Source organism: Paenibacillus sp. FSL H3-0329 (assembly GCF_037963285.1).
Lineage (GTDB): Bacteria > Bacillota > Bacilli > Paenibacillales > Paenibacillaceae > Paenibacillus_AQ > Paenibacillus_AQ odorifer.
This window is the reverse complement of record NZ_CP150150.1, coordinates 5,366,648-5,391,868: the sequence shown is the minus strand read 5'-3', so window position 1 is coordinate 5,391,868 and position 25,221 is coordinate 5,366,648. Positions and strand designations below refer to the sequence as shown.

General features: G+C 41.3%; 20 protein-coding genes. 13 read left to right on the top strand and 7 right to left on the bottom strand.

The features are described from left to right. Positions 1-4 precede the first annotated feature (4 nt). Complete coding sequence (locus tag NSQ66_RS23850; protein ID WP_143763182.1) at positions 5-1,162, top strand: hypothetical protein; 1,158 nt, start codon at positions 5-7, stop codon at positions 1,160-1,162. A 207-nt stretch (positions 1,163-1,369) separates the two neighbouring features. Here the strand turns inward: NSQ66_RS23850 and NSQ66_RS23845 are convergent, their stop codons facing one another. Further along, positions 1,370-1,834, bottom strand: a complete 465-nt coding sequence (locus tag NSQ66_RS23845; RefSeq protein WP_076215921.1) for an AAA family ATPase — start codon at positions 1,832-1,834, stop codon at positions 1,370-1,372. Positions 1,835-2,476: 642 nt separating this feature from the next. On the opposite strand from NSQ66_RS23845, the gene NSQ66_RS23840 reads away from it, so the two are divergent. The 5 genes from NSQ66_RS23840 to NSQ66_RS23820 all read left to right on the top strand — a co-directional run bounded on the left by NSQ66_RS23840 (position 2,477) and on the right by NSQ66_RS23820 (position 8,830). After that, positions 2,477-4,471: an AraC family transcriptional regulator gene (locus NSQ66_RS23840; RefSeq protein ID WP_256717658.1), complete on the top strand. Its 1,995-nt coding sequence runs from the start codon at positions 2,477-2,479 to the stop codon at positions 4,469-4,471. Then, positions 4,458-5,507, top strand: coding sequence for an iron ABC transporter permease (locus NSQ66_RS23835; protein ID WP_081382417.1), 1,050 nt, complete (start codon positions 4,458-4,460; stop codon positions 5,505-5,507). The genes NSQ66_RS23840 and NSQ66_RS23835 overlap by 14 nt, the downstream gene beginning before the upstream one ends. Continuing rightward, entirely contained in the window at positions 5,504-6,511 is a 1,008-nt protein-coding gene (locus NSQ66_RS23830) for an iron ABC transporter permease (protein ID WP_076098983.1), read from the top strand. The genes NSQ66_RS23835 and NSQ66_RS23830 overlap by 4 nt, the downstream gene beginning before the upstream one ends. A gap of 344 nt (positions 6,512-6,855) precedes the next feature. Further along, a complete protein-coding gene (locus NSQ66_RS23825; RefSeq protein WP_076148066.1) occupies positions 6,856-7,173 on the top strand; it encodes a BlaI/MecI/CopY family transcriptional regulator in 318 nt (105 codons plus the stop codon). Beyond that, on the top strand, positions 7,139-8,830 hold the full coding sequence (locus NSQ66_RS23820; RefSeq protein ID WP_256717826.1) for a M56 family metallopeptidase: 1,692 nt from the start codon (positions 7,139-7,141) through the stop codon (positions 8,828-8,830). Before NSQ66_RS23825 ends, NSQ66_RS23820 begins: the two co-directional genes overlap by 35 nt. A 364-nt stretch (positions 8,831-9,194) precedes the next feature. On the opposite strand, the gene NSQ66_RS23815 is transcribed toward NSQ66_RS23820, so the two are convergent. From NSQ66_RS23815 to NSQ66_RS23805, 3 genes are all read right to left on the bottom strand, one after another. Beyond that, entirely contained in the window at positions 9,195-9,776 is a 582-nt protein-coding gene (locus tag NSQ66_RS23815) for a DUF1906 domain-containing protein (RefSeq protein ID WP_143758585.1), read from the bottom strand. A gap of 448 nt (positions 9,777-10,224) precedes the next feature. After that, a complete protein-coding gene (locus NSQ66_RS23810) occupies positions 10,225-11,514 on the bottom strand; it encodes a sensor histidine kinase (RefSeq protein ID WP_076148069.1) in 1,290 nt (429 codons plus the stop codon). Further along, positions 11,507-12,244, bottom strand: coding sequence for a LytTR family DNA-binding domain-containing protein (locus NSQ66_RS23805; RefSeq protein WP_076142382.1), 738 nt, complete (start codon positions 12,242-12,244; stop codon positions 11,507-11,509). Before NSQ66_RS23805 ends, NSQ66_RS23810 begins: the two co-directional genes overlap by 8 nt. Before the next feature lie 156 nt (positions 12,245-12,400). Here NSQ66_RS23805 and NSQ66_RS23800 point away from each other — a divergent pair, with 156 nt between their 5' ends. From NSQ66_RS23800 to NSQ66_RS23785, 4 genes are all read left to right on the top strand, one after another. After that, positions 12,401-13,342, top strand: a complete 942-nt coding sequence (locus NSQ66_RS23800; RefSeq protein ID WP_339279429.1) for an ABC transporter ATP-binding protein — start codon at positions 12,401-12,403, stop codon at positions 13,340-13,342. Next, positions 13,339-14,121, top strand: a complete 783-nt coding sequence (locus tag NSQ66_RS23795) for a hypothetical protein (protein ID WP_076225225.1) — start codon at positions 13,339-13,341, stop codon at positions 14,119-14,121. Before NSQ66_RS23800 ends, NSQ66_RS23795 begins: the two co-directional genes overlap by 4 nt. A gap of 220 nt (positions 14,122-14,341) precedes the next feature. Beyond that, the gene (locus NSQ66_RS23790) at positions 14,342-15,142 is read left to right on the top strand and encodes an SDR family oxidoreductase (RefSeq protein ID WP_076142385.1); all 801 of its coding nucleotides are present in this window, start codon (positions 14,342-14,344) and stop codon (positions 15,140-15,142) included. A gap of 666 nt (positions 15,143-15,808) precedes the next feature. Continuing rightward, positions 15,809-16,471, top strand: a complete 663-nt coding sequence (locus NSQ66_RS23785; protein ID WP_076142387.1) for a 4'-phosphopantetheinyl transferase superfamily protein — start codon at positions 15,809-15,811, stop codon at positions 16,469-16,471. 278 nt (positions 16,472-16,749) lie between these two features. On the opposite strand, the gene NSQ66_RS23780 is transcribed toward NSQ66_RS23785, so the two are convergent. From NSQ66_RS23780 to NSQ66_RS23770, 3 genes are all read right to left on the bottom strand, one after another. Further along, the gene (locus NSQ66_RS23780) at positions 16,750-17,670 is read right to left on the bottom strand and encodes an aldo/keto reductase (protein WP_256720317.1); all 921 of its coding nucleotides are present in this window, start codon (positions 17,668-17,670) and stop codon (positions 16,750-16,752) included. A gap of 162 nt (positions 17,671-17,832) precedes the next feature. Next, a complete protein-coding gene (fabV, locus tag NSQ66_RS23775; RefSeq protein WP_036687496.1) occupies positions 17,833-19,023 on the bottom strand; it encodes an enoyl-ACP reductase FabV in 1,191 nt (396 codons plus the stop codon). Positions 19,024-19,546: 523 nt separating this feature from the next. Further along, a complete protein-coding gene (locus tag NSQ66_RS23770) occupies positions 19,547-20,482 on the bottom strand; it encodes an aldo/keto reductase (RefSeq protein WP_076142388.1) in 936 nt (311 codons plus the stop codon). A gap of 183 nt (positions 20,483-20,665) precedes the next feature. On the opposite strand from NSQ66_RS23770, the gene NSQ66_RS23765 reads away from it, so the two are divergent. The 3 genes from NSQ66_RS23765 to NSQ66_RS23755 are packed head-to-tail and all read left to right on the top strand — an operon-like array spanning position 20,666 to position 24,953. Next, a complete protein-coding gene (locus tag NSQ66_RS23765) occupies positions 20,666-21,640 on the top strand; it encodes an ornithine cyclodeaminase family protein (protein ID WP_036687499.1) in 975 nt (324 codons plus the stop codon). 14 nt (positions 21,641-21,654) lie between these two features. Continuing rightward, positions 21,655-22,815: a membrane dipeptidase gene (locus NSQ66_RS23760; protein WP_052097275.1), complete on the top strand. Its 1,161-nt coding sequence runs from the start codon at positions 21,655-21,657 to the stop codon at positions 22,813-22,815. A gap of 11 nt (positions 22,816-22,826) precedes the next feature. Then, on the top strand, positions 22,827-24,953 hold the full coding sequence (locus tag NSQ66_RS23755; RefSeq protein WP_081382420.1) for a CocE/NonD family hydrolase: 2,127 nt from the start codon (positions 22,827-22,829) through the stop codon (positions 24,951-24,953). Positions 24,954-25,221 lie beyond the last annotated feature (268 nt).

Here is a 25,221-nt window from a genome sequence, read left to right as displayed (position 1 = left end):
GTAGATGATGTATTCATTTTTTATTTTATGCGAAGCTGGATCAGAAAAAGATGGTATTAGCAACAACGGTTTAGCTCACGTTCTAGAGCACTTTGTTATACTGGCGATGCTCAAAGATTTTTTCACAGAGAAAGAAAGTAATTTGAGAGGACAAACAAGTTACTGCTATTGCTTATATAGTTGGAGCAATGCGAAGTACCAAGTAGGTTTAAACCTTATCTTTGAATTTGAAAACTATATGAGGAGGATATTAAATAATAAAAATGAATATTATGACTTAATGTTAATGGCCATTAGAGAGGTCGAGGAAGAAATACTATCGAAACACAATGAGGTGGCAAAGATCAATGTAATGATTCATTATTTAAATAAAGATATTGTTTCTCGACCAATAGGCCTACTTGAGGACGTAAAAAGTTTGAACGTTGACCAATTATTTGAGACTTTAAGTAGTATTTATGTAGCAGGAAATTTAAGATATTTCATTTTTAATCATGAAAAAAATGAGTTTGTTATTTCTGACTTGCCTCAAAAAACAAAGCGAAAAGGTTGTGTGGAAAAGCAAGAATTCCATGACAAAGAACTGGAACGGATAGCATCTAATTTAAATATAGATGTACAAATATTTAAATTATTTTGTAATAGTGATAAAAAAGTTGCACTTTCTAGTACTTATTTTTCTAAGATTTTTAACAAAGAACAAACGATTCTTAATGAATTGTACTTGATAAGTATTTGCAAATTATTAGATAAAGCTTATGGTGTCAAAAATAACTGTAAATTTGAAATTATATTTTTTAGTAATGAGGACTCTACTAGAATTTACTATATATTTGAATTAACGAGCAGCAATGATATTTACGAGACTCCAAATAAGATAACGGTAGATGTGGAACAGATAATAAATTTTATGCTTGAAAGTGTAAATTTCCACGAGTTAAAAGAGGAGTTAAGGATAAATGTATACAGTAATAGATTTAGTCCAATAAGTCGAAGTGAATGCGAATCAGAGATATTGAATAAAGTTTACTTTAATAATTTTCAAGTAATAAAAGATTATGAAGATTTTGCTGATATTTTACGGAATGTTACGATTGATAAATTCAAGGGATTCTTGTATTTTGTGTTAGGGGAGATAGATGACTTAATTATTTTTGAATAACGTAAAAGACAGGTCGACAGTTTTCCTCGCTTTGGAGTCTAGAGTCCATTTTCATTGATCAAAATAAACTTGCCGGACCACTGACTTCTATGATACACCACACTTTCACTAGACGAATGGTTTCATTATATAAATTGGTACGGGTGTCGCCCCTGGTCATCAAGTCGCCCTCAATGCGAATATGTGGATTGATTCGCTTCTTTACCTTCACAATGATCTGAGCAGTTGAGTGCTACCAAAGCATTGATATTGAGTAAGCCAAGTGAATGGAGTCGTGTCTATAATGATGTAGTCATAGTTGGCTTTCATCGGTTCCAGTAAAGGGGTCAATGTCTTTTCACCGCCATTTTCATCCCGTAGGTTAATTTCGGCAACAGACAGTTCAATGTTGCTAGGAATCAGGTCAATGTTACCTTGAGAATGAATGCACTCTTCGGGCGATGGAAGCAGTTCGTCCGTCATCATCGCGTTCTTGATGTTGAACATAGAGTAAGGGAGTTTATCAGGTTGTTCGATACCAAAGTACATCGTTAGATTCCCTTGAGGATCCAAATCAATCAGTAATATCTTTTTTCCTTCATTATATAAGGCGTAAGCTAGGTTATAAGCGGTGGTGGTTTTGCCTGTACTGCCTTTTTGATTAGCGATAGTGTTTACTGTTGTTTTTCTCATATCAATTCCCCTCCCTGAAGCCAAAGCTTCGATATTATCTGTCAATGATAGGGAGCGGGCTGATCTGTTATAGTTCTCTCCGAGTTCTCTCATTTGTGCAAAAGCGACTACTATTTGAGAAGATTCCCGGAAGCCTTGCGGCGTTTAAATCTAACGAAAGAACCCGCAAAAAAACTTGATCTTACAAGGATTTTCGCGGGCTTTAGATTCCTTTTCTTTGACTTAGTTTCTGCTATCTTCCCGATAGCATGAGCGACTCAAAATCGAGAGGGAAACCGTGGAGGTTCGAGTCCTCTCACCGGTACCAACTAAATCAACTCAAAGTTCATTAGATACTATATCTGATGAACTTTTTTGTTTGTTTTTTTACAATTCCGTTCATGCCTGTGCCGGAAAACTTTTGATACATCCTTCAGTTGTGAATAAGAAATTGGACTTAGTTGTACCGAGAATGATTAATGTAAGAGGATATGTGAATGAGATAGAGGCATTCCTGAGGAAGCTCCACTTCGAAGCTATAAGCAAGCATGATACTAAACAGCGATTGACAAAATAGAGGAACTACTTAATACTAATTGATAATCATTATCATTGTTGTGGAATATAATTAATTCAAATAGATTGTGGAGCAGATCGGAGTGTATGGCAAAGATGAAGCTGGAAGATCATATTTTCGCATGGAATTATGCTGCTGTTAAAGTACTTGATATTCGACATGCTGTGATGGAGCCTGGGGACAATCTGCAAGGCTATATATTACCAGCATGCGGATTTATCTACTGTGTGCGGGGTACGGCCAGCTTGAATCTCAACGGCATAGATTACGACGCAGACCGTCACTTTATTGTGCATGGTGGCAAGGGCATGAGACTAAGTATAGAGACAGGGAAGTTGTTTGAATACTATTTATTATTCTATAGAGCCTCCTTGCCAGGAAGAAAGGATTTAGCAAGACTTTTAGAACGCAGCAATCCATTTCGGATGCAGTATAGCTTCGAGTCTTTGGAGCCATTACCACTGCACTATCAACTAATGGCAATGGAACAACTTTGGGCACAAGGAAGCCAATTGGAAAGAATTCAAGTTAAAGGCTTGTTCTATCAGTTTATACATGAATTATTAAAGCAGTTCACAAAGGATGGAATTAACCTCAGGCAACCGGATGTCATTGGGCAGGTTGTCCGTTATATTGAGGAGCATTATCGTCATAATTTATCACTAGAATCTATAGCGGAGCAATTTAATTACAGCCCTCGTCATTTATCAACCCGCTTTAAAGGGGAGACGGGGTTTAGCTTGATTGAATATTTGATACGATTCCGGCTTAAACATGCAGAAGAGCTATTACGATGTACCGATGCTCCACTTCGCGATATTGCAGAAGAAGTTGGATATAGCGATGTATATTACTTCAGTCGTATGTTCAGTAAATACAATGGTCAATCTCCCATCCGGTTCCGCAAGGAAAGCAGGCAGGTGAGTTCATCGGACAATCGTCCATTTACCACCGCCAAATTCTCCATTGGCGAGCACATATCCTCCCGATATAATGTTATTGAGTATGATAATCATTATCATTACTATTACCAAAATGAAATAACCGGAGGGTCTTCACCTATGAGATTAACAAAGACGTCAAGTTTTATTGTAGCGATGCTGCTTAGCTTTACCTTGCTTTTAAGTGCATGTGGATCTGCAAGCGTTGGTTCTAATGCCACAAATTCTAATGGATCCAAAGCTTCTGAAGTTACATCATCACCAGCAAATAATTCAATTGCAGCTGACAATGTCAATAAGGAGGCTCAGACAAGAACTATCTCTACAATAAAGGGAGATATTGTTGTTCCAGCTAATCCAAAGAGGGTTGTCGTGTTATACCTTCAAGGGGATCTTGTGGCCCTCGGCATTAAGCCAGTAGGTACTTCGAGTGTTTTTGAAGGAGCGGCCTTTGCAGAAGAGCTGGGGGGGATTGAAGATCTAGGTTCATGGTATGAGCCTAATCCAGAGGCTATTATGGCAGTAAAGCCGGACTTGATCATAGCTGCTTCTGAAGAAACTTACGAAATCCTTAAGGATATTGCACCGACCGTTCCAATTCCCTATGAAAAAATGGCGACGGATGAACGTGTAATGAAGATTGGCGAGGTATTTGGCAAGGAGCAGGAGGCACAAGCTCTATTAGATAATTTCCACGAGAAGTTGGAGAAGAGCAAGCAGCAGCTTGATGAACTTGGAATTTTGGATAAGACAGTAACCATTATCGAAGGCGGAAAAAAAGAGATGGCGGTGATCGATAGCAAGCTTTATGGAAGGGGCTCTCAGATCATTTATGAATATTTAGGGCTAAAAGCACCAGAGATTCTTCAGAAAAAGATTGATGGCAGAGAGAAGGCTACTGGAGGGTTTGTTTCCTTAGAGGTGTTACCAGAGTATATAGGAGACTTCGTGTTCCGCTCTGTATGGGATGGTGCTGATGATTTGTCGGACAATCCAATTTGGAACAGCATTCCAGCAATTAAAGAAGGTAGATTGATCGAAATTGGGTTTGATTTTTCATATTATTCCGATATCTACTCTCTTGATAAGCAACTAGATTTTGTAGTAGAGAAGCTAGTGTCAGCGTATGAAAAAAAATAGAAGGCTAGATGATAGAACAACCGTTATCCCTGATTTAAGAGGGAAATCGTATTTCGGTCTGTTTCTACTCCTAGGGATACTGCTGCTGCTGCTTTCAGTAGCAGCTTCTATCTCATTTGGCTCTGCTTCCATGAGCCTGAAGATGGCATGGACAGCGATTTTTAATTTTGATCCTGAACTGACCGAGCATCAGATTATTCATGCCCTTCGTATTCCGCGTACAGCAGCTGATATTATTGCGGGGATGTGTCTCGCGGTAGCAGGAGCGGTTATGCAGGGCTATACGCGAAATCCCTTAGCAGATTCCGGATTAATGGGAGTGAATGCAGGAGCAGCTCTTGCAATGGCCGTTACACTGGTTTTTCTTCCAGGGCAACTGCAGACAACAACCCTGCTGGTTAGCTTTATTGGCGCAGGACTTGGAGCAGGATTAACGTATCTTGCCGCTTCATTGAATCGTTCAGGAATGACACCTCAACGACTGGTGCTAGCTGGAATATCAATTACAATGCTATTTGGAGCTGTGGGGTCATTTATCTCATTAAACTATGGAATTGGTCGTGCCCTTGCTTATTGGACTTCGGGTAGTGTGGCTGGAGCAACATGGGTGGAAATTAGGCTAGTTATACCTTGGTTCTTAGGTGGACTGGCTTTGTCACTATTCATTGCACGCTCTATCACTATTTTAAACTTGGGGGAAGAGATCGCGAAAGGCTTCGGGCAACGGATCGTTCTCGTTAAGATGATAGCTACGCTTGCGGTCCTTTTACTAGCGGGTGTAGCTGTTGCACTTGTAGGGCCAATCGGCTTTGTAGGGTTAATTATTCCGCATATTATGCGTTTTTTTGTAGGTGTAGATTATCGTTATATTATTCCGGCATCAGCCATTTACGGCGGCGCACTTATGGTTGTAGCGGATATCGCTGGAAGGCTGATTAATCGTCCGGCAGAGACAGCACTGGGCATTATTTTTGCAATGATTGGTGTTCCTTTCTTCTTGCTAATTGCGAGCAAAGAGAGGAGAGCCTTCAAATGAATGTTGTTAAATCGCATAAGGCTACAATATGGATTCTATCTCTTTTAATACTGCTTATTGCAGGAGCTATTCTTAGTCTTAATATGGGAAAGGTGTCCCTCAATCCACTTGAAGTATTTCAAGTATTGCTTGGACAAGGTCCAGAGGAGCATAATCTCGTTGTTTATAAGTTTCGTCTTCCTCGGATCGTATTAGCGATACTTGTTGGATTTGGGATGGCACTGGCAGGTGCAGTTATGCAGGCTTTGCTGCGCAATGATCTGGCTGATCCCGGCATGCTTGGTATTAGCTCAGGTTCAGGTCTTATGGTGTTGCTGATTATCTCAACGGTAAGCATTCAAGGCGCCGCTATAACATTATTACTGCCGTCTATGGCATTCTTAGGCGGTCTGCTGGCAGCAGCTCTGATCTATGTTCTAGCCTATAGAAAACGTCGTATGATTTCTTCTACACGACTTGTCTTGACTGGTGTTGCAATCAATATGGGGTTTAGTGCGCTGTCGCTATTCCTGACTTTAAAGCTTGATGACCAGAAGTATGAGTTTGCGCAGCGTTGGCAAGCAGGATATTTATGGGGGGACAAGTGGTCTTATATCAGCTTGTTGGCACCTTGGGTATTGCTGCTATTCGCATATATTCTTTCTAATTTCAGGACATTGAACGTCTTGGTGCTAGGCAACGAAATTTCGATAGGATTAGGAGTCGCTGTAAAGAAGAAATTTTTGCGCTTGGCAATTGCGGCTGTAGGCATAGCTTCTGGCTGTGTAGCGCTCGGGGGCTCGATCTTCTTTATTGGATTGATTAGTCCGCATGTGGCTCGCAAGCTGGTAGGTCACGACTACAAAGTTCTTCTACCTACTTCAGCGCTTATTGGTGCGCTATTGCTGCTTGTAGCGGATACGATTGCTCGAACGGTCAGCTTTAAGTCAGATATTCCCGCAGGAATTATTGTAACAATGCTGAGTGTGCCTTACTTCCTATATCTATTGATGCGTTCAAAATAAATATCGATAGGTTCCATTCCTCTCACCGGTATACTAAAAAGGTCTATAAAATTGCTTAATAAGCGATTTTATAGACCTTTTTCATTTTCAGAGCTTATTGAATTTCTAATAGGAGCATTAGGTTTTCCTCTACTACTACTTCTGAATTACCCTATTTCCAAAGTTCTAGTGTATACCGTTAGCTTCGCATTCGATGATTTAGCATTGATACTATAAAGTGCAAACCTTTTCCTACTTTTCAACGTCTCTAATTTATAGAAACAAAAGAAAAGATGACTTGCATTTTATTTATACAGTTGTATAATAGAAGCAGTTATACAACTGTATAATATGGAGGTTGATTCATGATTAATGAAATTAAGAAGCTACCTGATGCAGAGTTAGAAATTATGCTTGTCATTTGGAAAACTGGGAATCCAGTGAGTTCTTCCTACATATCGAATCAATTACGTAATAAACGAAATTGGGCTTTGGCTACTTTAATGACGGTACTTTCGCGACTCGTTGATAAAGGATTTCTGTATTGTGAAAAGGAGGGACGGAGCAATAGTTATCGTGCAGCCATCTCAGAAACGGATTATAAGGAATGTGAAGGGAAAATCGGCAAAATGGAAATATTGGATATGGATGATTTTGACTATACGCTTGCTACTTCCATTTAACATTTCGTTTGCCAATAATGTCGTACGGATTCCGCTTCCTGATAGCTCAAAGATAAGTACAGTGTTTCAAGACATTCCCTCCAACAGCATACAAATTGATGTGTCAGGGATTTCTCATCCTGTTCAGCAGGCCGCATCGTTAAATCATATACCATCTCTTATGGACATCTTAACTTGGCTCTGGTTTTCCGGGTTCGTACTTTTTTTGCTTTATCATTTTACCAGTTACTACTTTTTCAGAAAACAGTCTCTTCGTTGGAGTAATTCTCTTTTAAGTGACCAGATGGTATTGAAAATAAACCAAGTTTATAAAGAAATGAAAATAAAATTATCCATCACCGTTTTAATTAGTGAAAAGGTTCCAAATCCAATGTTAGTTGGTTTTTACAAGCCGATTCTCTTCTTGCCGCATGATCAATATAACGATGAAGAGCTTGAATTTATCTTCAAGCATGAGTTAGTTCATTATAAGAGACATGACATTATATATAAGATACTCCTCTTAATTGTACATGCAATTCATTGGTTTAATCCTTTCGTGTGGTTCATGGTACGCCAAGCAGGACGTGAAATTGAAATTTACTGTGATGAGACGGTAGTGGGTACACGAAGCTTATCTTACCGTAAAAAATATTGTGAGGCTATCTTATCTGTCATACAGAATTCGGATCCCCGCTTTTTGGCTTTATCAACTAACTTTTCAGGAGGGGAAATTTCTATGAAAGAGCGATTTATATCTATTCTTAATACGAAGAAAAAACGAAACGGCATCACTCTATTTTATACCGTCCTGCTTTTGATCGGGGTAATCAGCGTGTTGGCGTCGTGCACTAATATAAAAGGCACCGAATTCATCAAACCCGGCACGATCTATTCCATTGGCTTTGATGGGGAGCAAGTTGTTGTTAATGATGCTGGCAATTCGTACTCCATAGATGCAGAGGGGAATGTTTCTGTTTCATATCGGAATGGAGATGTTAAAGCAAATGTGCCATTAAAATTGGATACGACCGGAGGGGTTCTGGGAATGGGGCAAGAGAACACCGGTTATTTTATATCCGAGGATAAAACAGCTATTGTTTATGGTTTTGCAGATGGAAAATCATTGCCGCTGCATGTTTTAATCAGTAATGATAAGGGACAGACATGGAATGACTATCCTATTCCTGGAGCAATGGGATATGAAACAAAATTTATCGGTTTCACGAATAAAAATGATGGTTGGCTGGTCAGTGGTGCTTCACAAGGAGTTGGGAGTGCGCTGAATTATGTATATCAAACCTCTGACGGAGGTAAGACGTGGAAAGAGATAGGCAATCCAAATGATATTTATTCGGAACATTTGACCGGCGTGGGATTTTCTAGTTCGGATATCGGGTTTTTAGGGTACAGATATTATATGGATGAGGGTCCTGTAATTTATTGGACCAAAGATCAGGGGCAAACTTGGGAAAGGCTTGCTGTATCGCTTCCAGAAAAGTTTGATAAATATAAAAAAAATCCCCTTTCTCCTATCTTTAATAGAAAGGAAGGACTGTTCCCTATCTCGTTAATTGATCAAGATACCGGTGTGGCAGGAACTATATATCTTACCAGTAAAGATGAAGGAATCACTTGGGTTTATGATGAAGCTTATGATAAGCTTCTAAATCCTTAAAAAAAGCGGCCATTGGAATGGCCGCTTTTTGATTGTCCAATGGGATCTCAGATAATGGAAAAATAGATACGATGAATACTAATTCCCGAACTAAAGTCAAAAAGGCTTCTATCCTAAAGTATGCCTAAGGATAGAAGCCTATGAGAGAAATATTCGAAAAGAGTATTAGCGAATTGTAAGGGATCCAATTTTGCAACGTTCATTGATTAAAAAATAACATGAATCCAATGAATTAATATGTTGTATTACAGATGCAACTTCTTATAGGATATTATAGGGTATCAAGCGGTACATGCAGCAGTGAGAAAATTCGGAGGCTAAAGGATCCCTTCTATTTGTTTCTCAATTTGAATAAAATAGGTTACTATTTCCAACCCCCTCCTCCATGAGAAGATGACTCTACGTAATCAATCTTAATCTGACCGTTGCCTGAGCCAAGCGTGGTGTTAAAATTATATTGACGTAAGTTCCAATCATTGAAAGTCCCTGCCCAGCTATTATCGACGATAAAAGTATAACGTGTCGTAGCTGAGAAGGAGCCGCGGATGTAGGCACAAACAGCTCTTGAACCGTAGATTCCCACTTTATAACCGTTAGGATTTTGAGTGCTGCTGTTTAGAACTGACATTATCCCTTGGAAATAAGGCACAACATTTCCAGTAATTTGAGTAGTGGTCATATCGCGATCCACGGCGAAATAAATCGGAGTGGCATTCGTTTGTCCGAAGTCATTTGCCAATTCCACAGCATCTTTCGCATCACTAACACCCTGTGCATTCGTAAAGTAACTGACAGTTGTTCCACCTTTGTTTTCATAAAGGGATACTATGAACAGCCCAGCATTAGAAATTCGTGTAATCTCAGCATCTGTAAGTCCGTCATGAGAACCTTCTACACGGTTCAGGTATCGTCCAACAAATGTAAAGTTATTATTTTGAAGTGTCATCAATCTTGCTGAAGTAACGTTTGTTGCAGTATCACAACCCAGTACCAATGTGGTTTCCTTCTTTCAAATTATTAGATAGATTTCTTTAAACTGCATTCATAAGACCTCTATGAGAAAGATTGGCGCCAACCTAAAATAGTATATGAGAAATAGTTCACAAGTTCTTGGGGGAATAAATTAGTAGATATAAAAGAGGCAATTGACTTTAGTTGGATATGAGGTACAACCGTGCTAGATTCATTGTTTGAGGAGTAACTAGCATATTTATAAATCTAATTTAGAAAAAGAAGAACAGATCTGCATTTTTATTGAGATTTTTATTAAATTTCGCTTAAGTTTGTTAGGGGAGAGTTGGTTTTCTCCTAGTGCATTTCGTTCTCTTTCTAATGTCCAACTGTGGAGGTTCGATTCATCTCACTGTTAACTAAAAAAGAACAACCTATTGTACTTACGATAGGCTGTTCCTTTTTTTACAGGCGACCATAAAAAGAACAATTTCGACTTGAAATAGATTATTGTTATATGAAATATCTACTAAGCCATTACTATCCTCTACGACCTTCTGGATACTTTTTAAGCCTATACCATGACCGGATTTATTAGTTTTTGTGGAGCAGATGTCGCCAAAACGATTCGTATGAATTTCATTCACATAAGGATTCTGAATCCGGATGAACAAGCTTTCATTAAGATAATGCATATGTATGGTTATATAGCACTCTTCATTTCTTTTATCGCAACAAGCTTCAATGGCATTGTCCAGTGCATTTCCTAAAATCACACTGATAACTGTGGTGTCGAGCGTCAGCTGTGCAGGGATGTTCAAGTCTAACTTGAAGGGGATCTGATGCTTTTCAGCGACCTGCTGCTTGTAGTTGATAATGGAATCAATAATCGTATTCCCGCTATTGCTAACGCCTATTGGGTTGTCTATTTGCCCCAGTAAGTTGTCCAACTCATTCAGATTGGCAGCTTCACCGGATTGTACCTTTGCGCGTAAACCTATGAGAATATTTTTAATATCATGCTGGAACTTAAAAGATTCTTCCTGTATTTCTTTTGTCAAAAGATATTGATTTACATAGTAAGCATTTTGTTGCTCAAGTAAATAACTTTGGTTCTGCGCAGATTGGATAACTAACATACGGTCGCATAAGATAAATATCAATAAATTTATAATGAGTAGCCCTGTGGACAGGATTGGAACAAGGGTAGGGAAGGACTGCATATAAAGGCTGGATGCGAAGCTGTAGATCCCTAGTGTGCTTATAGAAGGGCAAATAAATAATAGAACCCAATACCATTTAGATAACCCGCCATTTCCAAAGGCTTTAGCTACGCGCACGGATACAAAAGCTAATATAAACATCAGCAGCTTGGAAAGAAACTGGTTCAGAATATATCCCTTTGTCGAGTAAAATAGGGGTAATGATAACTCACTAAGCGTAATAAGCGCAACCAGAAAAAGAGCGGCAACGATCCGCCATTTGATATTTCCATTGTAAAAAAAAGATAAGAGAGCAATCAGGCCAATATTGAGTGTGAGTAGGATTGAGCCTGGCAGTGAGCTATAGTGCAGAAAGACAATACAGAGGAAATATAGGGAGTACACGATAACAAGATTGGCTTTGGTGGTAAGTCGGCTAACGAAACAATGCCTGTAGAAGTAATGAATAATGATAGGTAAAAGTGGAAGCGTTACTAGATAAAATAACTCCTCCAGAAAGATATTATCCAACAAGACTCCCCCTGAATTTCAGATATTTTTTCTTAAAATCGGCACTGTATTTTGCACTAATGGGTAAGGCTTCGCCATTTAGGAGAATTACTCCCTGGTTACTGATTTCTTTAATAAAGTAAAAGTTAACGATGTAGGATTGATGGATTCGGACAAAATCGCTCACAGGAAGCTTCTGCTCTTCCTCGTTTAGTGTACTGTAGTAGTCATGTTGATCGTTGCAGGAATAAAGAATAATTCTCCGCCGGTTGCTTTCCAGATAGATGATATTTCGATAGGGGATTAGAATTTCTTTTCCTTTTTGCTGTAGTGATAAGAAGTTTTTTTTGCCTTGCTGGAGCTTGCGAATTACTTTTTCAATCGTAGAAATCAGTTTGTGCTTAAATATCTCTGAATCGATAGGTTTCTTGATAAATCCCGAGGGCTGAACATCGAAGAGTTGCAGATGATATTCATCATGACTAGAGACATAGATAAGCTGCACTAGATCATTTTCATCATTTCCCCGCAGTACATACCCAGCTTTTATTCCATCCATATCCGCCATTTCAATGTCCATAAAAATAATATCAAACGCGCAGGCCTCTTGAATGGCCTTAGTGAAGCTTTCGCCGGAATAAAAGATCGAGACCTCTATTTTCCTTGTGAAATTAGGTTGAGTCTCCAGAATAAGTCTCTCTATTAATTCAGTAGTGGGAAAGTCATCATCACAGACAGCAATACGTATCACTTTATCATTCCTTTCGACAAGAATTGTCCAAAATATCCGGGAATTTGTCGACCATATAAGTCACATTATACAAATCCTTCTTAATAATTACATTAACTAACTTGATTGTTACAGTTTGAATGTAGTGTCCATGGCAACATGTTAGGATGTGGAAAAGTGAAAAGAGGAGTGTTTGATTTGACGCAAACGATCTTTGAGGCCAGAGGTTTAAGCAAACAATACGGAGAGTCTCTTGCGCTTCAGGATGTCTATATGACAATTGGGGTAGGAGATATTTATGGGTTTGTTGGCGAAAATGGGGCAGGTAAAACTACATTAATGAAAATTATAGGCGGATTGGTACATCCGACACATGGTGAAATCTCTCTTTTTGAAAAAAAGGACAAAAAAGCTGTTCACGAGGCGAGGCGAAAGGTTGGATTTCTAATTGAAAGGCCAGCGCTTTATCCTAATCTAAATGCCAAGCAAAATCTTACGTTTTATTGTCGTGCGTTTGGGATTAAGGATAAGAGCAGAATTGCGGAAGTATTGCAGGCAGTTTCTCTGGCAGATGCCGGTTCTAAGCTAACCTCAGAATACTCCCTTGGGATGAAACAACGTTTAGGTCTGGCTATTGCTCTACTTAACGATCCCAAATTTCTGGTATTGGACGAGCCTATTAATGGTCTTGATCCGTCAGGCATTGTAGAAGTGCGAAAGATCCTGGAGAAGCTTTCCAAAGAACAAGGAGTGACTATACTGATCTCCAGTCATATTTTAAGTGAGTTGCAGCTACTAGCGACCCAATACGGTTTTATTCATAAAGGAAGGTTAATCAAAGAAGCTTCTGCGGAGGAACTCTTACATACGGCGGAAACAAAGATCTGTATTCGAACGGCTGATCCCGCAGCGACACTTCAGATTTTAAAAAGTGAACTCCAACTAGAAACCATTACGATCACCGAAGCTGGAGAAATTCAAATTCCTAAAGAGAGTACAAATCTGGAAGAGCTGATGTCTCTTTTTCTGACGCAGGGCATCCATATTGAAGGGATTAACCTGTCGGCTCCAAATCTTGAGAACTATTATATGGATCTAATTGCTGGAGGTAACGAATGAGGAATTTTCTTAAGGCTGAAGCTTATTATGTAACCAAAGATCCTATGTTCAAGGGGATAAGTCTTCTTTTGCTGTTTGGAAGTGCCTTATTACTGGTTTGGATGGGGGTACAAGTAGGATTTGATATAGATGGTCCTTTAGAGCCTTTAATCACTAGCATTCAGTTATCTTTTTTTCTGTATTTCATCATTCCGATTTACGTTTGTTTTTTTGCTACCGAGGGATTTGAGTATGGGTCGGTCCAAACTATTATCGCTTCGGGTCAGCGCAGGTCATTATATTTGCTGGGAAAATATCTAACCGAATTAAAAGTTGTAGTATGGTGGGTAATTCAATTTTTTGGTCTTTTTTATGTATTGTACATGCTGGCAGCGTTTGTTACGGGTTCCCATATCGGAAATGAAAGCTTAGAGGGGAAGTTTATCGTTGCTATGGGGGCTATTGGATTCAATATTTTGTATCTCGCAGCTTATTCCGCTGTCGTACTGTTGTTAGGAGTATTGATGAAAAAATCGGCTACCGCTGTAATTGCCACTTTTGTTTTTGTATTTGGCGATTTTCTGCTCAGTGGTTATCTTAAAGACTCTTCGTATGTATATCTGCGAGTGATTTCTGAAAATACGCTAACGACGCAAATTTTTAAATTCTCTGCTGTAAATTCACATGAGATATATACCCTAAACGAGGGTATTCGTATGATCCTAATTCCTGTTGTAATCATAGGGGTTTGCTTGAGCGTTGCTTTAATTTCTTTTGAAAAGAGAGATGTGCATCTATAGAGAGGAAGGATGGATTATGAAAAAGCATAACAAAAGAACAACTGTGATCTTAAGTATTTCGGTAGTAGTTATAATTTTTTGTGTTCTTTTTGTGAGTATACGAATATCTTGACGCTGTCTATCTAGTTTAACTAGAACGTGAGGATTGAATCTCTCCGTCATATCCTATGAATACGGAAGTGATTTGTGATAAATAATAGAGCATATTTATTAAGGAGGGATTGATACGAAGCTTCATCTAGAAGGAAAAACAACATTAGTTACCGGATCCACCTCCGGCATCGGAAAAGCGATCGCAAAATCTCTGGTACGGGAAGGTGCCGCTGTACTTGTGAATGGTCGTCATGCGGATAAAGTAAAACAAACTATAGAAGAAATACGCGCAGAGCATCCGAAAGCAGCGCTGTATCCGGCTGTGGCCGATCTGGGAACCGAGGAAGGATGTCGCAAGCTTATCGAGGAATACCCAATGGTCGATATTCTTATTAATAACTTAGGGGTTTTTGAACCCGCTGAATATTTTGATATTCCGGATGTAGAATGGTTTAAATTTTTTGAGGTTAATGTAATGAGTGGGGTCAGACTTAGCCGCCATTATCTGCAGCGCATGCTTGAAAAGAATGAGGGTAGAGTGATTTTCATAGCCAGTGAAGCAGCAATTATGCCTTCTCAGGAAATGGCGCACTATAGTGCGACTAAGACAATGCAGCTATCACTCTCCCGCAGTTTGGCCGAATTGACCAAAAGTACCAAGGTAACTGTGAATACCGTCATGCCGGGCTCCACATTAACTGAAGGTGTAGAAACCATGTTGAATACCTTGTATCCAGAGGAAAATCTGACGATTGAGGAAGCGGAGATCCGATTTATGAAGGAGAATCGTCCGACCTCTATTATTCAACGTTTGATCCGGCCAGAAGAAATCGCCGATTTAGTCGTCTTTTTAAGTAGCCCTTTATCATCGGCTATCAATGGTTCAGCCTTTCGGATTGACGGAGGATTAGTGCGAAGTGTATTCTAACTTTTAAATTTAGCGAGTTATGAAACTGCTGTTGCTATAAAGCCAATGCATAAGGATCGCATAAAAAAAGCCACGGCGTACGTTATTAACGTACGCCGTGGCTTTAGGTGTTGTGCGCCCGGCATGGGCGATAACTTGGCGGTGAGAGTCCGTTACAGGCTTGGTAGTAGGAATTGTTAGCCAAAGGCAAGGGTGTCCGCCGCTAGGCAGAATCTGAAGGAAGCCGAAGGCAACCCTCGGGCTGACGAACAGAAATCACATACAAGGCATCATGGCCGGTTGAACCGCTGTATACCGAACAGTACGTACGGTGGTGTGAGAGGTCGGCTACCCTATTTATGGGTGGCCTCCTACTCGATTAAGCATGTGTCTATACTGATAGCTGAAAAAGTTTATATCATTTACAAAGATTTTATAAGGGAGAATAATGAGTTGAAAAAAGGGGGCCGCCTTGATGTTTTGTCTGTCTGCAATCCCATGATTAATTTTATTGATTGTGATATTATAGCAATTAGTGGGAAAAGTAGGAATATTTTATTTTGGATAGAAATGATAAAAAATATGGCTTGGCTGTTGTAATCATAATGCTGAGGAAACGGAGGAAGGGAGTTTATTAAACAAACTATTAAAGACGTAGAGATTTATGCTGTTAAATTACCCGTAAAAATGAACGATCAAATGGTTCTAAAACTTATCTCCACTCTCCCTGCTGAAAAACAAAAACGTATCAACCGTTTTGTGAGGAAAGAGGATGGAATACGGACGTTGGCGGCCGAGATCCTTTCTAGACTTTTAATCTGTCGCAGGCTGAGTATTAAGAACAGTGCGATTGAGTTGGAATATAATCATTATGGAAAGCCACTAATAAAAGGTAATATGAATCTGTATTTTAATAACTCCCATTCTGGTGAGTGGGTGGTCTCCGCAATTTCCGATACACCAGTGGGGACAGACGTGGAAAGGATAAGCGAAATAAATATTGGAATTGCTGAACGCTTTTTCTCACCGTGTGAATTTAACGATCTTATGCAAAAAGAAGGAGAAGATAGACTAAAATATTTTTTTGATTTATGGACCCTCAAAGAGAGTTATATCAAAGCTATAGGCATAGGGCTATCCCTACCTCTCTCATCCTTTACTATTAGTCTAAAAGGTGACAAGGTTTCAATTAATACACAAAATGAGTTGAATTGTTTCTTTTTTAGGCAGTACATCATAGATTCGGGTTATCGGCTGGCATTGTGTTCGGCGTATGATAGATTTCCAAATCAAGTTGAAATTGTAAACTTTAATGAAATAGCAGAAGTATTCTTGAATTATTACAATTAAAATAATTTATTAGAGCCGGAAAAGTTAAACCTGCTTCCATGGATTATTATCCCTCAAAGTTTCTTCCGGCTCAATGGTCTTGTAAACATGTGTTGAGTTCTTTTTCTCTCATTATATTAATGTACATTTAAATCTCCTTAATCAAGTTTTTTCTCTTTTGTGAGTATACGAATATCTTGACGCTGTCTATCTAGTTTAACTAGAACGTGAAGATTGAATCGCTCTCTGGCAAAAAAGCCACGGCGTACGTTAATAACGTACCTCGTGGCTTTAGGTGTTTATGGAAGGACATTGCCGGCAGCACGGTAGATCTCATACCATTCTTGCCGAGTGAGAGTAATATCGGAAGCTTTGGCAATATCACGCAAGCGCTGTGTATTAGTTGTGCCAACGACAGGCTGCATATTTGCCGGATGTCTGAGAATCCATGCGATGGCAATAGCTGTATTGGTTACGTCTTTTTCAGCTGCTAAGCGGTTAATGACCTCGTTCAATTCAGGGAACTTATCGTTATCTAAGAATACGCCTTCAAAGAAGCCATATTGGAAAGGCGACCAAGGCTGAATGGTCATGTCATGCAGGCGACTGTACTCCAAAATCCCGCCATCATGGACAACTGAACCGGAGTTAGTCATATTCACATTGAAACCTGTATCAATCATGCCAGTGACCATAATGCTCAATTGCAGCTGGTTGAACAGCAGCGGTTGCTTTACATTTTTCTTCAGCAGCTCGATTTGCAACGGGTTCTGGTTGCTGACACCAAAGTGTTTGACCATACCTCTGCTTTCCAGAATATCAAAAGCCTCAGCGACTTCTTCTGGCTCGAACAGCGTATCAGGCCGGTGAAGCAGTAGGACGTCGATATAGTCTGTTTTCAAGCGCTTAAGGCTGCCTTCAACGGATTGCAGGATATGTTCCTTGGAGAAATCAAAAAAACCGTTGCGGATTCCGCATTTGGTTTGGATCATCATTTTATCACGCATACCCGGATTGTTCTCCAGTACGCCTGCGAATACTTCTTCGGCTTTGCCAGCTGCGTAGATGTCAGCGTGGTCAAAAAAGTCTATTCCGAGCTCAAGGGCACTATGTACATGTGTATCTGCTTCTTTTGCAGATAGATCAGCAATCCGCATACAGCCAAGCGAAATTTGTGACACCTCAAGTGCGCCGTTTGCTACACTAATTTTTTTAACCAAAAGTGACTCACTCCTTTGAATGTTAGTAGAACATGCAGTATTCAATCAAACCATATCATAAAGAGGGGAGGTAAGCCAATGTCTGTCTAAAAGAGAAAGAGGTTATCTCATCAGTAGAATTCACTACTTCAGAGACAACCTCATTTGTCTATAGGTCAGTTATTAATACATATTTGGAATGTCGACATTAGGATCAATGTCAGCTTCGTAGTCTACACCCTCTGTTCGAAAACCAAACAGGTTAAAGAAATCTTGGCGGTAGCCTTCAAGATCAGCAAGCTCACCTGCATTGTCGGTTGTCAGCTCGTCCCAACGTTTCATAACCTCAGTCTGAACATCCTCACGCATTTCCCAGTCATCAATTCGGATCAAGCAGCCCCCGTCAGCAGTAGCTTCGCCCCCACTGTAAAGATGCTCAGAGAATAAACGGTACATTTGTTCAATACAGTTCTCGTGCAGCCCCTTTTCCTTCATTACTTCATACAATGCAGAGATATAAAGCGGGACTACAGGAATTGCGGAGCTGGATTGGGTTACCAGAGCTTTGTTCACGGAAACAAAAGCACGTCCACCTTGAGTGGACAGGCGATCATTCAGTTGGATCGCTGTTTGTTCCAGATCATGTTTGGCTTGACCAATCGTTCCGTCGCGATAGATAGGGTGAGTGATTTCAGGCCCGATGTAGGAGTAAGCAACGGTTGTAGCTCCATCGGCAAGCACGCCAGCTGCTTGAAGCTGATCGATCCACATTCTCCAGTCTTCGCCGCCCATAACAGCGATGGTCTGACGTACTTCCTCTTCTGAGGCAGGCTCAATAGTGGTCATGGAAACTTCACCTGTGTGGAAGTTCAAGGTTTTGTTCGAATAAGCGGTTCCCACCGGTTTAATGACGGAGGAGAAGGTTTCTCCTGTTACCGGATGAGTGCGGCGTGGTGAAGCGACACTATAGACAACTAAATCAACTGTGCCATATTCAGCTTTAATCAATTCAATGGTCTTCTCTTTGATAGCATCGGAGAAGGCATCGCCAACTATGCTGTGAGATTTAAGTCCAAGCTGCGCTGCTTGTTGTTCAAAAGCTGCGGAGTTGTACCAGCCAGCAGAAGCTGTACGTTGACCTTCAGCAGCTTTATCAAAGAAAACACCAATAGTGTTGGCTCCAGCACCAAAAGCGGCTGAAATTCTGGAAGCTAGTCCGTATCCGGTAGAAGCACCAATGACTAGTACATTAGCGGGTCCCTCAATTTTCTTTTGTGCTTTTACATATTCAATTTGTTGTTGTATTTGTTTGGCGCATCCCTCTGGATGGGCTGTTGTACATATAAATCCGCGAGTTTTAGGTTGAATAATCATCAAGGAATTCCCCTTTTTATAATAATTAAAGTCCAATGTTACTTCAGAGAAAGTATAGCAAACAATATTTACTAATACAAAGAATTTAGGATATTGGAGAAGAATGACTGCTCTCCACTACGATCGACTGCCATCCGCTGCCGCTTACGGACCCAGATGACGTTATATGCAAATTTATCGCCTTTTCAGCAGGGTTTCGGACCCCATAGACGTTATTGCTTAGAAAAAGGTTCATATTAGGTGTATTTTGTGCCAATAGAGGATATGAGGTCCGTTGGAATTCCAAATGTGCAATAATACTGCGTTACGGGTCAACTGTGTCCGATAGGGCATTGTGCGGGGAGCTGTGATAGGTCGATCGAACGAACGTACGAAGGAAATAAAACGAACGAATGACGAATCTTACGAATCATGGCAATCGAACTATCTAACCTGAATCATCGGATGAACCAAAGCACAAAAGGGGCTGCCCCAGCAGCCATTTCGTGGCCATGGGACAACCCCTTAATCTAATGAGGCTAGATTACGCCTTAAATATGGAATCTATAGTTTTGATCTCTTCTGGTGTCAGCTGCACCTTCAGCGTCTCTAAGTTGGAAACGATCTGCTCAGGACGTTTGGCGCCCGGAATAAGCGCATCGATGGAAGGTACGGTCAAATACCAGGCAAGTACGACATGTGCGACTTCGACACCTTTAGCATTGGCAATCTGGCGGACCTTGTCCACCTTCTCCAGATTCTTGGCAAAGGTCTCCCCTTGAAATAGCGGGTCATTTTTTCTAATGTCGCTGAATGTATCGCCTTGCTTATATTTGCCGCCCAGCAGGCCCGACGCAAGTGGGAAATAGGGCACGAAAGAAATGCCATGCTCCTGCGTATAAGGCAGCAAATCTTGTTCCGCATCACGATGCAGCAGATTGTAGTGGGATTGAAGAACATCCACATGACCGTCTTTGTTGGCTTCTTTCAGCTGATCAATGGAGAAGTTAGACACCCCGATGGCTCTAATCTTCCCTTCATCCTTCAGCTTCTTAAGTTCACCTACAGCTTCGTCCTTAGGTGTGTTTTCATCAGGGAAATGAATATAGTAAAGATCAATATAATCGGTCTGGAGGCGTTTCAAGCTGTCTTCCACAGACTGTCTTAGAAAAGCTGGAGAGTTGTCCAGTGTAATCTTGTCACCGGTAATCACGTGAGCGCCTTTAGTAGCAATGACCACATTGTCGCGGCCGCCTCTTTCCTTCAGCACTTCGCCAATCAGTTCCTCGGATCTTCCAGGTCCATAAATAAAGGCGGAATCAATAAAATTAATCCCATGATCCAGAGCGCTGCGCACGATATTTCTGCCGGTTTCATCATTTAAACCCGGAAATAAATTATGCCCGCCAACAGCATTGGCACCCAGACCCAGTGGGAGAACCTGCAGCTTGGTTTTTCCTAAAGTTATTTTATTAGCCATAATCAATAGTCAGCTCCTTAAAATATAATACGTACTATATTAAGTATAGAGAATAACTGAGGTCAGGACAAATTTTCGCCTTCCAGCTTTATACATGAATATTTAAACCGGATAAGTTATGATAGTAAGAAAATTTTATATTCGCGTTCGTGCAATCATGATGAGGAGAAGGAGGTCCGTCTTATGCTAGTCATTAATCAAAATGAAGTGGCTGAACTATTAGCTATGGAATCTTGCATCTCTGTTATGGAGTCTGTTTTGAAGGATCTGTCTGCTGGACAAGCCGTGCAAAGCTTAAGACAAGTGCTTCCTTTACAAAAGAGCAATCTGCTCGGCTTAATGCCGGGATATTTGCAGCATGAAGAGGTAGCTGGTGCCAAAATCATCAGTGTATTTCCCAGCAATCATGGTTCAGGCCTGCCTTCTCATCAAGGTCTTGTTACTCTATTCGATTCATCTACGGGTGTTCTGAAAGCTATAGTGGATGGACAAAAGATTACAGCCATTCGTACGGCGGCAGTCAGTGCAGCAGCAACCCGATATCTGGCCAGAGAGGATGCCGAAATCCTTGCTCTTCTTGGAACTGGGGAACAAGCAAAAAGTCATCTGGAAGCGATGTTGCGGGTTCGACCCATCCGTGAGGTAAAAGTATGGAGCAGAACACTCGCAAAGGCGCAGGATTTCCAAACGGAGATGAGCCAAAAATATAATGTACAGATCATTGTTGCTGAGACAGTTCAAGCGGCAGTCAGCGCAGCGGATATCATTTGTACCGTGACAGCATCCACCGAACCTGTGCTCAAGGGAGAATGGCTGAAACCGGGTGTACATATCAATGCAGTCGGCGCATGTAGACCCAATGACCGTGAGCTGGATTCGGAGACCGTCCAATTAGCTAAGTTATATGTGGATCGGCTGGAATCCGCTCAGAATGAATCTGGGGATTATTTAATTCCTCTGAACGAAGGCAAAATCACAGCAGATCATATTGTCGGGGAGATTGGTGAGCTGATCAGCGGCACTATCGAGGGTAGAAGGTCCGCGGCTGAAATTACTCTTTTTAAAGGATTAGGGCTGGCCATAGAGGATTTAGCAGCAGCTAATTTTATATATAATGAAGCTGTTAGATTACATAAAGGCACTGAAATTGCATTCTAAGGAGCGACTACACGATGAGCACTTATGAAGGTCTGTATGATTTCAAGTTGACGGAGCAAGAGGAGGAGCGGGCTAAACGCTTGCATGAGCAGAACATTATTATTGATTTGCTGTTTCAAGGCCCCTTATCTCCAAGCGCGATTCCAGACTCTATCTCTGACAGAATCAAAGAATTATGTGAGCCTTATAAAGATGAGCCAATGGTATACAGCAGTATGCCTGCAAAAATCATCACAAAGCTATCTGCGAGCGGAGAGATCCCTGAGTATAAGGAAGAGTGGTACAAGTCCGGAATTACAGCAGGGAACCGTGAACTTCATTTAGAATCCTTAGACAGCATCATTACAAGCATGGCAGAGGTGCAGCTGCAATTCGATTCCGCAGATTGGTTAATCAAAGCCTTAACTGCCGAAGACATACGTGCTGCCAAGCGTAATGGTCATAAAGCGGGCATTATCACAGCACAAGAAACGGATGGTCTGGGCACGAATCTTGATCAATTAGATGTACTTTATAACTTCGGATTAAGAATTCTACAATTGACCTACAACAATCAGAACCAGATTGGGGCGGGCTGCGCAGAACAATCGAACGCCGGTGTCACTAATTTTGGAAAAAGATTCATTGCGCGCTTGAACAAGCTGGGGATCATTGTAGATACGGGGCATTGCGGGAAACAGACTACGTTAGATGCCTGCGCTTATTCCACAACTCCGGTGATTGCTTCACATACGGGTGTAGAGGCGATCTATCCGCATATGCGCTGTAAAAGTGATGAGGAGATTATCGCGATAGCCAAGACGGGTGGAGTCATTGGTATTTTTGCTATGCCTTGGTTTGTTCATGAAGACCCTAAACATACAACTATTGACCATGTGCTGGATCATATCGAATATGTAATCCGGCTTGTAGGCGTGGATCATGTCGGAATTGGAACGGATTGGCCGATGAGCGATGTGCTCTGGTCATTGGTTTATTTTAAAGAACATGTCGCACCCAAGCTTGGATTCGCCAAAGGAGACGGACCTTCTACAGAAACCGTTGCTGGACTTGAGAAATATAGTTATTTTATTAACTTTACTAGAGGTTTGGTTGCCCGCGGTTATGCGGATGCAGATATTGCTAAGATCATGGGCGGCAACTGGCTGCGCGTATTTGAAGAAATTTGCGGATAGGGGATAAACAGATGACAACCTACTTACACACAACTACATTTAACGTCTACTTTTCTGGTGTTTATACAGGCAAAATTCATTTTACAGAGCAACAGATCATGCTCGCTAAGGTCGATCCGCGCAGAAGAACGCAAATGCAAGACAATGTGCTGGATGGACAGTTCAAAACTGTGCTTCCACTTCAAAAAATCCACAAACATTTAGACGCTTATGCTAAAGCGGAGTGGGTAGATTATGAGGTTGTGCTGAGTAATGGCGATATCTATCAAAAGCATATCCAGTATCAGGCGCAGATTGAAGGCCGCGAACTGACCTCACAAGTATGGGCGCTGCGCAAAGAGACGGCTCTGGACATTGTGACTTTGGATGGGGAGATTATCGCTTTTCTTACACCGAATCGGTATGGTATTGAGCTTATGGTTAAAGCGGGTTATGAGAAGCTGACTCCGTTAGTGGTCTACGATGATCCTCTTCTATCTAAGGCAGAATATGGTGTAAACGATCTGGGCACTGATCTGATTCCGATGCGTGATGGAGTGAGGCTGGCGACAGATGTTTTTTTACCAGAGGGCATTAAGCCGGGAACCAAGCTGCCAACAATTCTCGTAAGAACATGTTATGACCGAAACGGAAAAAAAGAGATTTTTATGAGATGGGCCAATAAAGGTTATGCAGTAGTATCGCAGGATGTTAGGGGGCGGGCGGATTCGGAAGGAGAACTGATTCCTTTTTATAATGAACGGGATGACGGCTATGATACGATTGATTGGATTATTGCTCAGGAATGGTCGGATGGCAACGTCGGCATGTGGGGCGCATCCTATCTAGGTTTTGTTGTTGTGGCGGCGGCCACCAGTGGGCACCCGAATCTGAAGGCGGTTGTGGATGAAGTGAATGTAGGCTCTCCATTTGTTGATACCGTTCGCAAAGGGGGAACTCTTTGTTCTTGGCCGTTGCTCTCTTGGACTCTTGCTCAATCTGTGGGTACTCGGACGGATTTTGATATCTTTGGAGGCATTACGGTGAATCCGGAAGCAGCCGTTGATGCAAGACCGATTAAAGAGATCCCTCAGCAAATGATTGGCAAAACATCAGGTCCATGGGATCTGTGGAGCCAGCATCCCGAGTATGATGATTTCTGGAAAAACTGTACTTTTACCGAGCGCGGAGATCAGGTGCAGGTGCCTATGTATGTCATCTCAGGCTGGTATGACGGCGACAGCGCCGGCGTATCGGAGACTTGGAGAATGCTGACAGAACATGATGTGCCTAATCGCAAAATCCGTCTGGGCGCTTGGGAGCACGGGCCGAACAGAGCCAGAGACTATGAAGGTGTGAGCTTCGGCAATGATGCCGTAGTCTATGATTACGATGTTTCTGTGCTGCGCTGGTTCGACCGCTTCCTCAAAGGCATTCCAAATGGAATAGATCAGGAGCCTAGAGCCTCTTATTATGTTGTTGGTGAAAATCAGTGGAGAACGTCCGCGGATTGGACACCTGCCGAAGCCACAGTTTCTTCCTTCTACCTTTCCAGCGGTGGGCGAGCGAATTCAGGACATGGGGATGGGCAACTGCTCGCAGCGCCTGAGGAACATTCTCCTGAAGATACTTATGTCTATAATCCTCATGATCCTATGAATGATAGCGGTGAACGAGAGCCTGAAAATTTGCGGAAATACGAGCTGCGCAATGATATCCTTGTCTACACTAGTGATATTCTGACGGAAGAGCTGACTGTGGCCGGAGAATTGTCTGCGGTTATCTATGCTACCAGTACTGGCAAGGATACGGATTGGGTAGTTACGCTTAGTGATGTGAATGGACAAGGGGACTCCATCCGGTTATCGAATTATATTGTCAGAGCTAAATACCGTCATGGATTGGAAGCACCTGAGCTGCTGATTCCTGGGCAGGTGGAGAAATATGATATTTTCATGCCGAATATAGCCCATAGATTTGCTGTTGGACACCGAATTCGGTTCTCGGTTACTTCGTCCAGCAAATTCGTTGCTTTCCCTAATACAAATACAGGTAATAATCCATATGAAGATTCAGAAGCGATTACTGTGCTGCAGACCGTCTACCATAATCGTGAGTATCCGAGCCATGTGAAGCTGCCGGTGGTTCCTAACGCTTAAATATGACTTTAATACGAAGAAGATGCTTAACAAAGGTAAAGGGAATTAACACTTGAAGCTGAAGCTGCATTTGATGAGCAATGATTATAGAGCGATTAGGGAATTTCTCCCTGAAATTCTTAGGATTCTGGTCGTCAGACATATAATGGGGGAAAAACTCCCTAATTATATGTCTGATTCCCGGGAATTAAGGAAAACAGCTTATTTATTAGGGAGTAATTCCCTGATTTCGTTCATTTAGAGCGAATATATGCTATTTTCAGGGATT

What these genes read in the sequence shown, in the direction of transcription:
- NSQ66_RS23840 (WP_256717658.1), top strand. Translation starts at nt 2,477, where the DNA reads ATGGCAAAGATGAAGCTGGAAGATCATATTTTCGCATGGAATTATGCT.
- NSQ66_RS23765 (WP_036687499.1), top strand. Translation starts at nt 20,666, where the DNA reads ATGCTAGTCATTAATCAAAATGAAGTGGCTGAACTATTAGCTATGGAA.
- fabV (WP_036687496.1), bottom strand. Translation starts at nt 19,023, where the DNA reads ATGATTATTCAACCTAAAACTCGCGGATTTATATGTACAACAGCCCAT.
- NSQ66_RS23820 (WP_256717826.1), top strand. Translation starts at nt 7,139, where the DNA reads ATGATTTTGACTATACGCTTGCTACTTCCATTTAACATTTCGTTTGCC.
- NSQ66_RS23785 (WP_076142387.1), top strand. Translation starts at nt 15,809, where the DNA reads ATGAACGATCAAATGGTTCTAAAACTTATCTCCACTCTCCCTGCTGAA.
- NSQ66_RS23795 (WP_076225225.1), top strand. Translation starts at nt 13,339, where the DNA reads ATGAGGAATTTTCTTAAGGCTGAAGCTTATTATGTAACCAAAGATCCT.
- NSQ66_RS23830 (WP_076098983.1), top strand. Translation starts at nt 5,504, where the DNA reads ATGAATGTTGTTAAATCGCATAAGGCTACAATATGGATTCTATCTCTT.
- NSQ66_RS23825 (WP_076148066.1), top strand. Translation starts at nt 6,856, where the DNA reads ATGATTAATGAAATTAAGAAGCTACCTGATGCAGAGTTAGAAATTATG.
- NSQ66_RS23835 (WP_081382417.1), top strand. Translation starts at nt 4,458, where the DNA reads ATGAAAAAAAATAGAAGGCTAGATGATAGAACAACCGTTATCCCTGAT.
- NSQ66_RS23850 (WP_143763182.1), top strand. Translation starts at nt 5, where the DNA reads ATGATGTATTCATTTTTTATTTTATGCGAAGCTGGATCAGAAAAAGAT.
- NSQ66_RS23760 (WP_052097275.1), top strand. Translation starts at nt 21,655, where the DNA reads ATGAGCACTTATGAAGGTCTGTATGATTTCAAGTTGACGGAGCAAGAG.
- NSQ66_RS23845 (WP_076215921.1), bottom strand. Translation starts at nt 1,834, where the DNA reads ATGAGAAAAACAACAGTAAACACTATCGCTAATCAAAAAGGCAGTACA.
- NSQ66_RS23815 (WP_143758585.1), bottom strand. Translation starts at nt 9,776, where the DNA reads ATGACACTTCAAAATAATAACTTTACATTTGTTGGACGATACCTGAAC.
- NSQ66_RS23770 (WP_076142388.1), bottom strand. Translation starts at nt 20,482, where the DNA reads ATGGCTAATAAAATAACTTTAGGAAAAACCAAGCTGCAGGTTCTCCCA.
- NSQ66_RS23755 (WP_081382420.1), top strand. Translation starts at nt 22,827, where the DNA reads ATGACAACCTACTTACACACAACTACATTTAACGTCTACTTTTCTGGT.